The following is a 13,666-nucleotide window of genomic DNA, read 5'->3' as shown; positions in this document are numbered from 1 at the left end:
GCGCCTATTCCTCCAACGCCAAGATCGTCACCACCGTCGACGAAATGCTGCAGGAAACCACCAACCTCAAGCGCTGATCACGGTAAAGTCTAAGGGGCCGCGCCGGATCGGAATGATCCGCGCGGACCTCTGTAGGCGGGTAATGATTCCGCTTCGGGGCATTGCCAACAACTGGTGCCAGTCGGTCCGCCGAAGCGATTCAGCTTCCGATGGTGCAGGTCCGATCGCACCGAGCTTCAAGGGAAATCGCCGTGACGGCATCATGACCCTTTGGGGCACGGAAATTACGGACATTGCTTCCCGCCAGCCGCTGCAACTCGGCGCCTCGACGGGTGTCTTGGTAGGCCCGGAGGGATTTGAACCCCCAACCAAACCGTTATGAGCGGTCTGCTCTGACCGTTGAGCTACGGGCCCCCGCGTTCCTCCTAGCAGACCGGAGGGGCGGGTCAAGTTGGCGCTGGCCCTCGCGGGGGGTCTGAGGTATCGCGGCGTCACTTCACAAACCGGCATTCGGGGGACGCGATGCAGAAGGACGGGCTCACTTACGCGCAGGCGGGGGTGGATATCGATGCGGGCAACGCGCTGGTGGAACGGATCAAGCCCGCGGCGAAACGCACCGACCGCCCTGGCACCATGTCCGGCCTGGGCGGCTTCGGCGCGCTGTTCGACCTCAAGGCCGCGGGCTATACCGACCCGGTGCTGGTCGCGGCCACCGACGGCGTCGGTACCAAGCTCAGGATCGCCATCGACACCGGCCATCTCGACGGCGTCGGCATCGACCTCGTGGCGATGTGCGTCAACGACCTCGTCTGTCAGGGTGCCGAGCCGCTGTTCTTCCTCGACTACTTCGCCACCGGCAAGCTGGCGCTCGACGAGGCGGCGCGGGTGATCGAGGGCATCGCCGCGGGCTGCGAGGCCTCCGGCGCCGCGCTGATCGGTGGCGAGACCGCGGAGATGCCCGGCATGTACCCGGCCGGGGATTTCGATCTCGCCGGTTTCGCCGTGGGCGCGATGGAGCGCGGCTCGGCGCTGCCCGATGGCGTGGTCGAAGGCGACGTGCTCCTGGGCCTCGCCTCGGACGGCGTGCATTCGAACGGCTATTCCCTCGTGCGTCGCATCGTCGAGCGCGCGGGGCTGGGCTGGGACGACGAGGCGCCCTTCGCTGGCGGCAGCCTCGGCGCGGCGCTGCTGGCCCCGACCCGGCTCTATGTGAAGCCGGTGCTGGCGGCGATCCGGGCGGGCGGCGTGCATGCGCTGGCCCACATTACCGGCGGCGGCCTGACCGAGAACCTGCCGCGGGTTTTGCCCGAGGGGATGGGCGCCGAGATCGACTTGGACGCATGGTCGCTGCCGCCGGTCTTCGACTGGCTGATGCGCGAAGGCGGGCTGGAACAGGCCGAGATGCTCAAGACCTTCAATTCCGGCATCGGCATGGTCGTCGTCGTCTCGGCCGAACGCGCCGAGGCGATCGAGGCGCTGCTGGCCGGCGAGGGCGAGACCGTGCACCGGCTCGGCCGGGTCGAGGCCGGGCAGGGGGTCGCCTATACGGGCAAGCTGTCGTGAGCGATAAGAAGCGCGTCGCCATCCTGATCTCGGGTGGCGGCTCGAACATGCTCGCCTTGGTCCGGGACATGGGGCCCGACCATCCGTGCCGCCCGGTGCTCGTGGCCTCGAACGATCCGGGCACGGGCGGTCTCGCCCGCGCGGCGGCCTTGGGCATCGACACGGCGGCGGTGGATCACCGGCCCTTCGGCCGCGACCGCGAGGCGTTCGAGGCGGCCCTGACCGAACGGCTGGAGGCGGCGCGGCCCGACTTCATCTGCCTCGCGGGCTTCATGCGGATCCTGACGCCCTCCTTCATCGCGCGCTGGGAGGGGCGGATGCTCAACATCCATCCCTCGCTGCTGCCGAAATACCGCGGCCTGCACACCCATGCGCGGGCAATCGAGGCCGGCGATGCCGAGCACGGGGTTTCGGTGCACGAGGTGACCGCCGAGCTCGATGGTGGCCCGGTGCTGGGGCAGGCGCGGGTGCCCGTGCGTCCCGACGACACGCCCGAGCGGCTGGCCGCGCGGGTGCTCGAGAAGGAACATATCCTCTACCCGATGGTGCTGCGCCGCTTCGCCATGGGCGACAGGACGCCGATCCGGCTCTGAGGCTCATGCTTTCCATCCGCGCGCCCATCGCCTAAGAGATCGGGGATCGGCGCCGCGCGCCGCCCCCTTTTCTCCGCAAGCACGGGACGACATGCAGACCATCACCACCACCGAAGACCTCGCCGCCTTTTGCGAGAGGGCCGCAAAGCACGCCTATGTCACGGTGGATACGGAGTTCCTGCGCGAACGGACCTATTATTCCAAGCTCTGCCTGATCCAGCTCGCCCATCCCGGCGAGGACGGCCCGGATGGCGGCGAGGGCAGCGCCGTGCTGGTCGACCCGCTGGCCGGCGACGGCCTTGACCTCGCGCCGCTCTACACGCTGTTTCGCGATCCGGGCGTGGTCAAGGTGTTCCACGCCGCAAGGCAGGATCTGGAGATCTTCCAGGTCGAGGCCGGTCTGATCCCGGCGCCGCTGTTCGACACGCAGGTCGCGGCGATGGTCTGCGGCTTCGGCGAGCAGGCGGGCTACGAGACGCTGGCGCGCAAGATCGCCAAGGCCGAGATCGACAAGTCCTCGCGCTTCACCGACTGGTCGCGTCGGCCGCTGTCCGAGGCGCAGAAGGCCTATGCGTTGGCAGACGTGACGCATCTGCGCGTGATCTACGAATGGCTCGCGGCGCAGCTCAAGAAGTCGGGCCGCGCCCGCTGGGTCGCCGAGGAGATGGCGGTGCTCAACGATCCCTCCACATACCGCGTCGATCCGGCCGAGGCCTGGCAGCGGGTCAAGACGCGCTCCAACTCGCCGAAATTCATCGCCGCGCTGCGCGAGCTGGCGCAGTTCCGCGAGGCCTATGCGCAGGAGCGCGACGTGCCGCGCTCGCGCGTGTTCAAGGATGACGCGCTGGTCGAGCTGGCCTCGACGCGCCCCGCCTCCGAGAAGGATCTGGGGCGCTCGCGGCTGCTCTTGCGCGAGGCCCGCAAGGGCGAGATCGCCGACGGCATCCTCGCCGCGATCGAGCGCGCCTCCAATCTGCCCGCCGACAAGATGCCCAAGGCCGAGAAGCCGCGCGACCAGCTACAGGTGAACCCGGCCCTGGCCGACCTGCTGCGGGTGCTGCTCAAGGCCCGCTCGGAAGCCGAAGGCGTGGCGCCGAAGCTGATCGCGAGCTCGGCCGAGCTCGACGCGCTGGCGGCGGGCGAGCGCGAGGTGCACGCGCTCTACGGCTGGCGCCGCGAGGTGTTCGGTGAGCAGGCGCTGGCGCTGTGCGAGGGCCGCGTGGCGCTCGCCGCGAAGGGCGCGCAGGTGGTGACGGTCGATCTCTGAGACCACTTTGTTCCAAAAATACGCCGGGGGGCCGCCAAAGGCGGCGGGGGCAGCGCCCCCTCCCACTGGCAAATCCGGGCGCAGTTCTTACCTTTGAGCCACAGCCCGAACCGCAGGAGACGCAGATGGCCCAGCCCGCCTTCGAAGACATTGCCGAGACCTTCGAGTTTCTCGACGACTGGGAAGATCGCTACCGGCACGTGATCGAACTCGGCAAGGCGATGGAGCCGCTCGAGGAGGCGCTGAAGGTGCCCGCGACCAAGGTGCATGGCTGCGCCAGCCAGGTCTGGCTGGTGCCTTCGCCCGAGGGGGGTACCTATCATTTCCGGGGCGACAGCGACGCGATGATCGTGCGCGGTCTGATCGCGGTGCTGCACGCGCTCTATGACGGGGTGCCGGTGGCGCAGGTGCCCAAGATCGACGCGGGCGGCGAGCTAGCGCGTCTCGGCCTCAACGACCATCTTTCGGCACAGCGCTCCAATGGCCTGCGCGCCATGGTCGAGCGGATTCGCGAAACCGCGCTCACCGCGGCCTGACCGCGTCAGGCGCGGGCCAGCGCCCGCTCCAGATCGCCATAGCCGGTCAGCAGCCGCTCGAAGCCGAGCCCCAGCCGCTCGGCATGGGCGCGGGCGAGGGCGGTGAGCGCCGGATCGTCGGTCTGTGCCTGGTAGACCAGTGTCGTGTAATTCCCGAAATACATCTCGCGCAGCTCCGGGTGCCGGTCGAGACCGAGCGGCGTCCAGACGAAGGCATCGAACTGCCGCACCAGAAAATCGGTAAGGTAGAAACAGGTGACCTCGCCCTTTTCCGCGAAGGCCTCGACGCCCTCGTAGAAGGCGTAGCAATGCGGCCCCTCGACCATGCCGATGCCGAGTCGTTCGCAGGTCCGGGCCAGATCGCCCCCCGTGCCGCAATCGGCATAGACCACGAAGACCCGCTCGTAGCCCGCGCCGCGCGCGGCCACCGCCGCCTCGACCGCGGGCGCGATCCTGTCGGGCCGGTTGTGCAGGATCGCGGGCAGGCAGTGCAGGTCGAGATGATCCCAGCCGTTCCGGCCGATCAGCGCCAGGATCTCGCGCGCCAGCGCGCCGCAGGCGACGAGCAGCACGCGGCCCCGCCCCGAAGGGGCGAGACCGTCGCGCGTCAGCGTCGCGTCATCCGGCTGCATCGTCTCGCTCAGGCGCCCGCCTGCATCTGGTTGTGGCGGCGCGAGATCCAGTCCTTGGCCGTCTCGACCGCGACGGCGGCGTCGCGGCAATAGGCGTCGGCGCCGATCGCGCGGCCGAACTCCTCGTTGAGCGGCGCGCCGCCCACCAGCACGATGTAGTCGTCGCGGATGCCCTGCTCCTTCATCGTGTCGATCACCACCTTCATGTAGGGCATGGTGGTGGTCAGCAGCGCCGACATGCCGAGGATGTCGGCCTTCTCGCGCGCCAGCGCCTCGAGATAGCTCTCGACCGCGTTGTTGATGCCGAGATCGACGATCTCGAAGCCCGCGCCCTCCATCATCATCGCCACGAGGTTCTTGCCGATGTCGTGGATGTCGCCCTTGACGGTGCCGATCACCATCTTGCCCATGCGCGGCGCGCCGGTCTCCGCGAGCAGCGGCTTGAGGATCGACATGCCGCCCTTCATGGCATTGGCCGCGAGCAGCACCTCGGGCACGAAGAGGATGCCGTCCCGGAAATCGTTGCCGACGATGGTCATGCCGCCGACCAGAGCCTTGGTCAGCACGTCATAGGGCTGCCAGCCGCGATCGAGCAGGATCTGCGTCGCCTCCATGATCTCGTCCTTGAGACCGTCATAGAGGTCGTCGAACATCTGCGCGACGAGCTCTTCATCGTCGAGTTCGGAGAGGATCAGGTCGTCATCTTCGTCAGCCATGTCTCGGGGCTCCTGGGGCGGGCGATGGGTCTTGGGGCGGATCAACGCCCGGATCGGCGCGCGGGTCGCGGCCGTTTCCGACACTGCCTGCATCGCAACCGACGAGGATGCAAATGAAAAGGACCCACGACGAATATGAGCCCGGCTCAACTGGGGGCTTGCCCCCCATCCGGGCTTGCGGGAGCTTGGGCGCCTGGGGGAGGAGATCGGCATGAAGATGGACCGGGCGGCACTGACCGCATTTCTCGCGCGCGACTTCGCGCAGGTGGCCGCACAATTCGCGGTCGAGAGCGTCGAGGACGGACGTCTGGTGCTGCGGCTCAGGGTGGCCGAGATGCATCTGCGCCCGGGCGGCACGGTGTCGGGGCCCGCGATGTTCGGGCTGGCCGACGTGGCGATCTATCTGGCGATCCTGTCGGAGATCGGCGCGGTGGCGCAGGCGGTCACCACCGGCGCCTCGATCGATTTCCTGCGTCGGCCCGAGGCCGGGGCGGACCTGCTGGCCGAAACCCGGCTTCTGAAGCTCGGGCGCCGCCTCGCGGTGGGCGAGGCGCTGCTGTTCAGCGAAGGGCAGGCGGCGCCGGTGGCACGGGCCTCGATGACCTATTCGATTCCCCCCGGGGCGGCGCAGGGCGCGGCACCGGCCTGACGACCCGCGAGGCCGCATGAAAAAAGGGGCCGGATCGCTCCGGCCCCCGAGGCATGGTCGGGCCGGGGATCAGCCCTTCCAGAACGGGCGCGCGGCCTCGGCCTGCGCGGCGATGGGGTCGAGCCCGAGATCGCGCAGTGCTCGCGCATCGAGATGCGCCAGCGCGCGACGGGTGCGGGCGCGCCGCTCCCACAGCGCCACGCGCCGAGCCAGGCCGACGAGAAGCGCGGAAATGGCCCCCTGGTCGAGAGCGGCCTCGAAGGGCGTGGCGGTCGGGGCGAGCGTGGTCATGTCGATCTCTCTTGTATTGGTACAATATAGCTATATGCTGTCCAATAGGCATACAATGCCGTGCAAATGACGTCCACGGAAGTTTTGTCATGGATACAATCTGGTGGCCCAGCCTCGACAAGGGCGGACCTGTCAAGCATCAGGCGCTGAAGCGTTCGATTCAGGAGGCGATCGGTTCGGGGGTGATCGCGCCCGGCTACCGCTTGCCGCCGGTGCGCGAGGTGGCCTGGCGGCTCGGCGTGACGCCCGGCACGGTGGCGCGGGCCTACAAGGATCTCGTCGAACAGGAGGTGCTGCGCGCCGTGGTCGGGCGCGGCACCTTTGTGGCCGAGCCGGACCTGCCGGCACCGTTGCCCGCGCTCATCGATGCCAGCGGCACCGGTCAGGATGGCCGCATGCTGAATCTGCGTACCGCGCAGGTGGCCGATGTCGGCCAAGGCAGGATGTTGCATGATTTGCTGAAGAACCTGCCCGATCCGCCGCCGGACGCCTATGTCAGCTATCCCGGCCCCGAGGCCGACGCCAAGCTGCGCGGGCTTCTGGCGGAATGGTTCGCCGCGCCCGCGCATGGGCCGGTCGATCCCGAGGACGTGGTGCTCACATCCGGGGCGCAGCACGGCATGGTGGTGCTGCTGCAGGCGCTGCTGCACGGCCCGCGCCCGGTGGTGCTCACCGAGGAGCTGGCCTATCCCGGTTTTCGCCACGCCGCGGCGCTGGTACGGGCCGAGATCACCGGGATCGCCTTCGACGGCGAGGGGCTTCTGCCGGAGGCGCTCGACCGGGCCTGCCGGGAGACCGGGGCACAACTGCTTTGTACCAGTGCCGAGGCACACAATCCGACGACGATCCGCACCTCGCCGGAGCGGCGGGCGCAAATTGTATCCATCGCCCGCCAGTACAATCTGCAAATCATCGACGACGACTGCTTCCGGTCGGATGCGGGTGAGGATGCGAGCTATCGCCGCCTCGCGCCGGAACGCTCATGGGTCGTGACCACCTTGTCGAAGACGCTGAGCCCGGATTTGCGGCTCGGCGCGATCCTCGCCGCGCCGGGCCGGGTGACGCTGCCGCGGGTCGCGGCGCAGCAGCAGTTCTTCGGCCTGTCGCGGCCGACCGTGTCCTTGGCCGAGGCGGCGCTGTCGGGCGGGCTTGCCGAGCGGGTACGCGACGCGGTGCTGGAGGTGCAGGGCAGGCGGCTCGCCATCCTGCACGCGCGCCTCGCGCCTTGGCAGCCGCGCACCCGCGAGGGCGTGCCCTTCGCCTGGCTCGACCTGCCGCGCGGCTGGCGGCCTTCGTCGCTGAGCCGCGCCGCCGAGGCCGAGGGCATCCGGCTCAAGCCCGCCGACGAATTCGCCCTGATCGACGGGCGGGCGCCTTCGGCGGTGCGCATCGCCCTGACGGGCCTGCGCGAGGACGCCGCCTTCGAGATGGCGATCGACCGGTTGGCGGCGCTTCTCGCCGCACCGCCGCAGGTGATGGAGGTCTGAAACCGCCAATTCGATGGGGTATTATGATACCTTAATTTCAAGCCACTGATATCGCACGATTATTTAGAGAGATGCGCGCTTGACTGTGCCATCGCTTCGTTTAGAACCCGCCCATCGAATTTGCGCGGGCGGCCCGTACGGGGCGGTGCGCGTTGCAGATCAAGGGCAGAACCATGAAAACCTTTACCGCTACCCCGGCGGATATCGAGAAGAAGTGGATCCTGATCGACGCCGAGGGCGTCGTTCTGGGCCGCCTCGCCTCGATCATCGCCATGCGCCTGCGCGGCAAGCACAAGGCCTCCTTCACCCCGCACATGGACATGGGTGACAACGTCATCGTGATCAACGCGGACAAGGTGCAGATGACCGGCAAGAAGCGCGACGAGCACTTCTACTGGCACACCGGCCACCCGGGCGGCATCAAGTCGCGCACCAAGCAGCAGATCCTCGACGGTGCGCATCCCGAGCGCGTCGTGATGCAGGCCGTCAAGCGGATGCTGCCGGGCAACCGCCTGTCGCGTCAGCAGATGACCCATCTGCGCGTCTTCGCCGGTGCCGAGCACGGCATGGAGGCGCAGAAGCCCGAGGTTCTGGACGTCGCGTCCATGAACAAGAAGAACACGAGGACCGCATAATGGCCGATCAGATCAATTCGCTCGAAGAGCTGGGCTCGGCCGTCTCGACCGAAGGTCAGGTCAACACCGAAGCCCTCGCCCCGCGCGAGCCGGTCCGCGACGAGCTGGGCCGCTCCTACGCCACCGGCAAGCGGAAGGACGCGGTCGCCCGCGTCTGGATCAAGCCGGGCACCGGCAAGGTCGTGGTCAACGGCAAGGACATCGACACCTACTTCGCGCGTCCGGTGCTGCAGATGATCCTGCGCCAGCCGTTCCAGGTGGCCGGCGTCGCCGGTCAGTTCGACGTCTTCGCGACCGTAGCCGGCGGCGGCCTCTCGGGCCAGGCCGGTGCCGTGAAGCACGGCGTCTCCAAGGCGCTGCAGCTCTACGATCCCTCGCTGCGCGGCGCGCTCAAGGCCGCCGGCTTCCTGACCCGCGACAGCCGCGTCGTCGAGCGCAAGAAGTACGGCAAGCGCAAGGCGCGTCGTAGCTTCCAGTTCTCGAAGCGCTGATATCTTCGCAGACCATGCGACAGGAAAGGGCGGTCCCGCGGGGCCGCCCTTTTCGCGTGTGGCGGCGTGATCTCCGGGTGCGCTGTCCAATGTGGCCGGATCGCACGAGACCACTTGCGTCGCGCCCGGTTTGCGGCAAAAGGCGCGCGCGCGGTTGATCTTTGCCGCCGCGCGGTCAAGCATCGCGGCGGGGCATCAAGGGGCGGCCATGGGTCTGGGAAGTTTCGCGAAATCCGAAGGCGGCCGCGCGGCCACGCTGCTCGCGCCGCCATTCCTCTACGCGCTGGCGCTGCTGGCCTTGCCGATTCTCGCGGTGGTGCTGTTCAGCTTCTGGACGCAGGACTTCATGACGATCGACACGCGGTTCACGCTGGCCAATTACCGCGAGTTCTTCGACAAACCGATCTACGGGGTGCTGCTCGGCCGGTCGCTGATGGTGTCGGGCATCGTCACGCTGGTGACCGTGCTGCTGGCCTATCCGGTGGCGTATTTCCTGTCCTTCCACGTGCCCAGCCACCGCAAGTCGCTCTGGCTGTTCCTGATCACCATCCCGTTCTGGACCAGCTATCTGATCCGCGTGTTCCTGTGGAAGGTGATCCTCGGCTATAACGGCGTGATCAATTCCGGCCTCATCGGCGCCGGGATCATCGACGAGCCGCTGAGCTTCATCCTCTACAACATCAACGCGGTGATCATCACGCTGGCGCACGCCTTCGCGCCCTTCGCGATCCTGCCGATCTTCGTGGCGCTGGAAAAGATCGACCGATCGCTGATCGAGGCCAGCCGCGATCTGGGCGAGACCCGCCTCACCACCTTCTTCCGCGTCACCCTGCCGCTCTCGATGCCGGGGCTGGTGGCCGCGGTACTCATCGTCTTCATCCCGACCATCGGCGACTACGTCACGCCCGAGCTGATGGGCGGCGCCGGCGGAAAGCTCATCGCCAACATGATCCAGACCCAGTTCCTGCAGCTCAACAACGCGCCGATGGGCGCGGCCATCGCCATGGTGGCGATGGTCTGCGTCACCGCCATCGCGCTGGTCTTCGTCGCGCTCAACCGCCGCTGGCTCAGGGGGCGAGGATGAGGAGGGCGGGGATGAGAGGCGCGCCGCTCAGGGTCTATGCGATCCTCTACCTGCTTTTCCTCTATGCGCCGATCGCGCTGCTGCCGCTCTTCGCCTTCAACGACGCGACGATCATCGCCTTCCCCTTGTCGGGCTTCACCACCCATTGGTTCACCGATCTCGTGGCCAATGCGGCGCTGCGGCAGGCGGTGGGCAACTCGCTCTTCATCGCCGCCATGACCGCGATCTTCGCGACGCTTCTGGGGCTTTGCGCCGCGCGGGCGGGCGCGATGGCGCGGTTTCCGGGCAAGGGCGGCATCATCGGCTTCGTGATGCTGCCCCTGGTGCTGCCCGAGATCATCGTCGCGGTGTCGCTCCTGATCGTGCTGCGGCAGGTACTGGGTCTGAACCTCAACAATTGGACCGTGATCTCCGCGCATGTGCTGATCTGCACGCCGTTCTCCATCGCGATCCTCAACGGCGCGTTCCAGAATCTCGATCCCTCGATCGAGGAGGCGGCGATGGATCTGGGCGAAAGCCGCTTCTCGGCCTTTCGTCTCGTGACGCTGCCGCTGGTGATGCCGGGCATCATCTCCTCGATGCTGATCGCCTTCACGATCAGCCTCGACGAATTCATCATCGCCTTCTTCCTGACCGGCGCGAACCCCACCATGCCAGTCTATATCTGGGGCCTGCTGCGCTTTCCGGCGCAGCTGCCCGTGGTCATGGCGCTCGGCACGATCCTCGTGGCGCTGTCGGTCACGCTTCTCATCATCGCAGAACTGTTCCGCCGCCGCGGTCTCGCGCGTGCCGGGATCAAGGATACCGGAGGCTTCCTGTGACCGCTCTCATCGAACTCAAAGGCGTCGAGAAGCATTACGGCGACTACCACGCGCTGCGCGGCATCGATCTGGAGATCCGCGCCGGCGAGTTCTTCTCGCTCCTGGGTCCCTCGGGCTGCGGCAAGACCACCCTCTTGCGCACCATCGCCGGTCTGGAGGAGGTCTCCTCGGGCTCGATCCGCATCGACGGGCGCGACATGAAGGGCGTCGCCGCCAACCACCGGCCCACCAACATGGTGTTCCAGTCCTATGCCGTGTTCCCGCACCTGACCGTGGCCGAGAATGTCGGCTTCGGCCTGCGCCGCGATCCGCGCGGCAAGACTGAAAAGGCGCGCGCGGTCGAGGAGGCGCTCGATATGGTCGGCCTCGCGGGCTACGGCAAGCGCCGTGCGCACGCGCTTTCGGGCGGGCAGCGGCAGCGCGTGGCGCTGGCCCGCGCGCTGATCCTCAAGCCCAAGGTGCTGCTTCTGGACGAGCCGCTCTCGGCGCTCGACCGGCTGATGCGCGAGCAGATGCAGCTCGAACTCATCCGTTTGCAACGGCAGGTCGGCATCACCTTCATCCTCGTCACCCATGATCAGGAGGAGGCGCTGGTGATGTCGGACCGCATCGCCGTGATGTTCGAGGGCGAGATCGGCCAACTCGCCGACCCGGAGACGCTCTACCGCCGTCCCGCCACCAAGCGCGTGGCGCAGTTCATCGGCAAGATGAACTTCCTGCCCGGTGCGCTTTCGGCCGATCGCCGCGAGATCGACATTGCCGGCCTGGGGCGCGTCGCCACCGCCGGTCTTGCCACCTCCGGCGAGATCGGCGGAGCCGTCTCGGTCGGCATCCGCCCCGAGACGCTGGCGATCCTGTTCGAGGGCGAGACCGCGCCGCGCCGCGAGGTGCAAGGCGTGGTGAGCGAGGTCGTCTATTACGGCGACATGACCTATTACGACGTGCGGGTGGAGGGGATCGAGCGACCGCTCACCGTGTCGATGAAGAACCTGATCGGTCGCCCGGTGCTCGATGTCGGCGCGGCGGCGCGGCTGGCATGGGACGAACGCGCGCTGGTGCTGCTGCCCGGCTGATCACAGGGGCAGGGCGACGCGCAGCCCGAAGGTCTCCAGCCCTGGATTGGGATCCGACAGCTCGGCATTCGAGCGATGATCGAATTGCAGCGACAGCCGCGCGCCGTTGTCGAAGGCATAGCCGACGCCAATCGAGGAGCGGAACTCGATCATGTGGCCCAGATCCGGGCCGTCGGTCTGCGCATGAAAGCCCGGCAGCAACGACAGTTGCACGAAGCTGTCATGCGGCAGCGCCCCGGTCCATTGCAGCCCCGCGCCGACCCAGGTGTCGCCGTCCGCGGAGACCGAGAGGCCCAGCACCGGTTCGAGACCGCCGAAGCGCCGGGGCAGCATCTGCTGCAGGTACAACTCGCCCCCCTGTCGTTCGCCCTGATACAGCACCTCGCCATATTGCAGGGCGGTGCGGGCCCGTGTGGTCTCGAGGGCATCGCAACCATCGAGGCCGCAGCCCCGTGCCCCGAAGGCGAGATCGGCGGCGGCGACGAGGGCGAAAAGCGCGGCGAGTGATCCGTCCATGGAAGCTCCTGCGAAGGTCGTGTGCCGCCATGCAGGAGGGCCGCACCCGCGATCGAGTAGGCTGCGCGAACGCAGGCCGGTCAACCGGTCGGGCGCTCTCAGCCCCCCAGCCGTGCCACCAGCGCCACGAGTTCGGCCTGCCGCCGCGTGCCGGTCTTCTCGAACAGGCTGCGGATCTGGTTGCGCACCGTGTTGACGCTGACCTCGCGCATGGCGGCGATCTCGGCCATCGAAAGCCCCTCGCACAGCCGCCGCAGCACCAGCGTTTCGGCGGGGGTGAGTTCGAAGAGCTTGGTGAGATCCTCGTCCAGCGCGCCGGGCGCACCCGGTTCGATCACCGTCAGCACCGCGATCGCGCGTTCGCCCCGGAACAGGCTCTCGATCGGTGAGGCGGCGAGAGGTCGGGGCAGATGCGACAGCCGCGCCAGCATCCGCTGCGGGGCACTGTCATCGACCACGAAGCTTCCGCCGAGGCGTCCCTCCTGCGCCAGCCGGTCATCCAGGGCGGCATTCGCCTCCGCATCCGCGAAGCGGAGCCGGCGCTCGTCGCCAAGACACAGCGCATCCCCGCGCTCGAGCAATGCCGCGCCGCGCGAATCGCAAGCGACGAGCCGGCCGCGCGAATCGATGGCATAGCAGGCATGCGGCAGGCCGAGCCCGTCGATCAGGCGCGTTCCCGCCTGCAAGGTGCTGTGACCCGCCATCTTCGTCAGATCGAAGGCCCGGCGCAGATGCGGGGCCAGCGTCGCGAGCATCTGGCTGCCGGTCACGCCGACCGCCTCGGCCTCCGAGGGGGCGTAATTGCAGCTCACCACGAGGCTGCCGCTGTCGCCGCGCGTGATGATCGTTCCGAAGGTGCGATGGATGTCGCCTTGCGGCCTGAGAAACTCCGTATAGAACTCGCTTCGAAAAAATCCTTTGCGCTGAATGACATGATGGTCATGGATCAGCTGCAATGCGGGCCGCTGCAGCAGCGAGGCGAGCCAGGGATTGAGCGCCGCGTAGCGATCCGGATAGAGCGCGACCAGCTTGGGATCGAAATTGCAGCCATGCAGATCGGCACGGCGCGGCTGCCCCGGGCGGACCAGCTGCAGGGCCCATGCGCCACCGCCGGCGGCCGCGGCCAGTTGCTCCGGAAGGGCACCCCAGCGCTCGGGCGAAATCACGCTATGGTAGATTTCATCGAGCAACCCTGCAATCGCAGCATTATGCGGCAGCGGTGGCATGGGAATCCTCGAAACAATTATAGGTTTAGTTCATTCGCACCATGCACGGTTAGGTGCGGCATGACACTGAGTATTCAGGCGGGTCC

General features: G+C 67.7%; 17 protein-coding genes and 1 tRNA gene. 12 read left to right on the top strand and 6 right to left on the bottom strand.

All coding sequences use genetic code 11. From position 1 onward, the window contains the following. A partial coding sequence (locus tag O4G76_RS05585; protein WP_269396389.1) for a flagellar basal body rod C-terminal domain-containing protein occupies positions 1-77 on the top strand: 77 nt, incomplete at its 5' end. A gap of 261 nt (positions 78-338) precedes the next feature. Here O4G76_RS05585 and O4G76_RS05580 read toward each other — a convergent pair. After that, positions 339-414, bottom strand: a tRNA-Ile gene (locus O4G76_RS05580). A 108-nt stretch (positions 415-522) separates the two neighbouring features. Between O4G76_RS05580 and purM the strand changes: the two genes are divergently transcribed. From purM to O4G76_RS05560, 4 genes are all read left to right on the top strand, one after another. Then, the gene (purM, locus tag O4G76_RS05575; protein ID WP_269396383.1) at positions 523-1,563 is read left to right on the top strand and encodes a phosphoribosylformylglycinamidine cyclo-ligase; all 1,041 of its coding nucleotides are present in this window, start codon (positions 523-525) and stop codon (positions 1,561-1,563) included. Between the two features lie 47 nt (positions 1,564-1,610). Then, positions 1,611-2,156 carry a phosphoribosylglycinamide formyltransferase gene (gene purN / locus O4G76_RS05570; RefSeq protein WP_373568009.1) on the top strand — a complete coding sequence of 182 codons (546 nt, stop codon included), beginning with the start codon at positions 1,611-1,613 and terminating at the stop codon, positions 2,154-2,156. Between the two features lie 91 nt (positions 2,157-2,247). Next, entirely contained in the window at positions 2,248-3,423 is a 1,176-nt protein-coding gene (rnd, locus tag O4G76_RS05565; RefSeq protein ID WP_269396381.1) for a ribonuclease D, read from the top strand. A 125-nt stretch (positions 3,424-3,548) separates the two neighbouring features. Next, the gene (locus tag O4G76_RS05560; RefSeq protein ID WP_269396380.1) at positions 3,549-3,959 is read left to right on the top strand and encodes a SufE family protein; all 411 of its coding nucleotides are present in this window, start codon (positions 3,549-3,551) and stop codon (positions 3,957-3,959) included. 5 nt (positions 3,960-3,964) lie between these two features. Here the strand turns inward: O4G76_RS05560 and O4G76_RS05555 are convergent, their stop codons facing one another. Then, a complete protein-coding gene (locus tag O4G76_RS05555; RefSeq protein ID WP_269396379.1) occupies positions 3,965-4,591 on the bottom strand; it encodes a DUF1638 domain-containing protein in 627 nt (208 codons plus the stop codon). 8 nt (positions 4,592-4,599) lie between these two features. Continuing rightward, positions 4,600-5,307, bottom strand: coding sequence for a B12-binding domain-containing protein (locus tag O4G76_RS05550; RefSeq protein WP_269396378.1), 708 nt, complete (start codon positions 5,305-5,307; stop codon positions 4,600-4,602). Between the two features lie 211 nt (positions 5,308-5,518). Here O4G76_RS05550 and O4G76_RS05545 point away from each other — a divergent pair, with 211 nt between their 5' ends. Next, complete coding sequence (locus O4G76_RS05545) at positions 5,519-5,956, top strand: PaaI family thioesterase (RefSeq protein WP_269396377.1); 438 nt, start codon at positions 5,519-5,521, stop codon at positions 5,954-5,956. A 69-nt stretch (positions 5,957-6,025) separates the two neighbouring features. Here the strand turns inward: O4G76_RS05545 and O4G76_RS05540 are convergent, their stop codons facing one another. Next, entirely contained in the window at positions 6,026-6,247 is a 222-nt protein-coding gene (locus O4G76_RS05540; protein WP_085896548.1) for a DUF1127 domain-containing protein, read from the bottom strand. 89 nt (positions 6,248-6,336) lie between these two features. Between O4G76_RS05540 and O4G76_RS05535 the strand changes: the two genes are divergently transcribed. The 6 genes from O4G76_RS05535 (at position 6,337) to O4G76_RS05510 (ending at position 11,838) form a co-directional block, all read left to right on the top strand. Then, positions 6,337-7,734, top strand: a complete 1,398-nt coding sequence (locus O4G76_RS05535; protein ID WP_269396376.1) for a PLP-dependent aminotransferase family protein — start codon at positions 6,337-6,339, stop codon at positions 7,732-7,734. 173 nt (positions 7,735-7,907) lie between these two features. Next, a complete protein-coding gene (rplM, locus tag O4G76_RS05530; RefSeq protein WP_269396375.1) occupies positions 7,908-8,369 on the top strand; it encodes a 50S ribosomal protein L13 in 462 nt (153 codons plus the stop codon). Beyond that, positions 8,369-8,860: a 30S ribosomal protein S9 gene (gene rpsI / locus O4G76_RS05525; RefSeq protein WP_085896551.1), complete on the top strand. Its 492-nt coding sequence runs from the start codon at positions 8,369-8,371 to the stop codon at positions 8,858-8,860. Before rplM ends, rpsI begins: the two co-directional genes overlap by 1 nt. A gap of 208 nt (positions 8,861-9,068) precedes the next feature. After that, positions 9,069-9,944: an ABC transporter permease gene (locus O4G76_RS05520; protein ID WP_269396374.1), complete on the top strand. Its 876-nt coding sequence runs from the start codon at positions 9,069-9,071 to the stop codon at positions 9,942-9,944. Positions 9,945-9,955: 11 nt separating this feature from the next. Next, on the top strand, positions 9,956-10,765 hold the full coding sequence (locus O4G76_RS05515; protein WP_269396373.1) for an ABC transporter permease: 810 nt from the start codon (positions 9,956-9,958) through the stop codon (positions 10,763-10,765). After that, the gene (locus O4G76_RS05510) at positions 10,762-11,838 is read left to right on the top strand and encodes an ABC transporter ATP-binding protein (RefSeq protein WP_269396372.1); all 1,077 of its coding nucleotides are present in this window, start codon (positions 10,762-10,764) and stop codon (positions 11,836-11,838) included. The genes O4G76_RS05515 and O4G76_RS05510 overlap by 4 nt, the downstream gene beginning before the upstream one ends. Here O4G76_RS05510 and O4G76_RS05505 read toward each other — a convergent pair whose 3' ends face one another. Both O4G76_RS05505 and O4G76_RS05500 read right to left on the bottom strand, forming a co-directional pair. After that, positions 11,839-12,354, bottom strand: coding sequence for an acyloxyacyl hydrolase (locus tag O4G76_RS05505; RefSeq protein ID WP_269396371.1), 516 nt, complete (start codon positions 12,352-12,354; stop codon positions 11,839-11,841). A gap of 98 nt (positions 12,355-12,452) precedes the next feature. Next, positions 12,453-13,580: a LuxR family transcriptional regulator gene (locus tag O4G76_RS05500; RefSeq protein WP_269396370.1), complete on the bottom strand. Its 1,128-nt coding sequence runs from the start codon at positions 13,578-13,580 to the stop codon at positions 12,453-12,455. Positions 13,581-13,666 lie beyond the last annotated feature (86 nt).

This window comes from Limimaricola sp. G21655-S1, from assembly GCF_027213785.1.
Lineage (GTDB): Bacteria > Pseudomonadota > Alphaproteobacteria > Rhodobacterales > Rhodobacteraceae > Limimaricola.
This window is presented reverse-complemented; position numbering and strand designations above follow the sequence as displayed.

What these genes read in the sequence shown, in the direction of transcription:
- purN (WP_373568009.1), top strand. Translation starts at nt 1,611, where the DNA reads ATGCTCGCCTTGGTCCGGGACATGGGGCCCGACCATCCGTGCCGCCCG.
- O4G76_RS05535 (WP_269396376.1), top strand. Translation starts at nt 6,337, where the DNA reads ATGGATACAATCTGGTGGCCCAGCCTCGACAAGGGCGGACCTGTCAAG.
- rnd (WP_269396381.1), top strand. Translation starts at nt 2,248, where the DNA reads ATGCAGACCATCACCACCACCGAAGACCTCGCCGCCTTTTGCGAGAGG.
- O4G76_RS05550 (WP_269396378.1), bottom strand. Translation starts at nt 5,307, where the DNA reads ATGGCTGACGAAGATGACGACCTGATCCTCTCCGAACTCGACGATGAA.
- O4G76_RS05505 (WP_269396371.1), bottom strand. Translation starts at nt 12,354, where the DNA reads ATGGACGGATCACTCGCCGCGCTTTTCGCCCTCGTCGCCGCCGCCGAT.
- O4G76_RS05520 (WP_269396374.1), top strand. Translation starts at nt 9,069, where the DNA reads ATGGGTCTGGGAAGTTTCGCGAAATCCGAAGGCGGCCGCGCGGCCACG.
- O4G76_RS05540 (WP_085896548.1), bottom strand. Translation starts at nt 6,247, where the DNA reads ATGACCACGCTCGCCCCGACCGCCACGCCCTTCGAGGCCGCTCTCGAC.
- O4G76_RS05515 (WP_269396373.1), top strand. Translation starts at nt 9,956, where the DNA reads ATGAGAGGCGCGCCGCTCAGGGTCTATGCGATCCTCTACCTGCTTTTC.
- O4G76_RS05500 (WP_269396370.1), bottom strand. Translation starts at nt 13,580, where the DNA reads ATGCCACCGCTGCCGCATAATGCTGCGATTGCAGGGTTGCTCGATGAA.
- O4G76_RS05555 (WP_269396379.1), bottom strand. Translation starts at nt 4,591, where the DNA reads ATGCAGCCGGATGACGCGACGCTGACGCGCGACGGTCTCGCCCCTTCG.
- rplM (WP_269396375.1), top strand. Translation starts at nt 7,908, where the DNA reads ATGAAAACCTTTACCGCTACCCCGGCGGATATCGAGAAGAAGTGGATC.
- purM (WP_269396383.1), top strand. Translation starts at nt 523, where the DNA reads ATGCAGAAGGACGGGCTCACTTACGCGCAGGCGGGGGTGGATATCGAT.
- O4G76_RS05545 (WP_269396377.1), top strand. Translation starts at nt 5,519, where the DNA reads ATGAAGATGGACCGGGCGGCACTGACCGCATTTCTCGCGCGCGACTTC.
- rpsI (WP_085896551.1), top strand. Translation starts at nt 8,369, where the DNA reads ATGGCCGATCAGATCAATTCGCTCGAAGAGCTGGGCTCGGCCGTCTCG.
- O4G76_RS05560 (WP_269396380.1), top strand. Translation starts at nt 3,549, where the DNA reads ATGGCCCAGCCCGCCTTCGAAGACATTGCCGAGACCTTCGAGTTTCTC.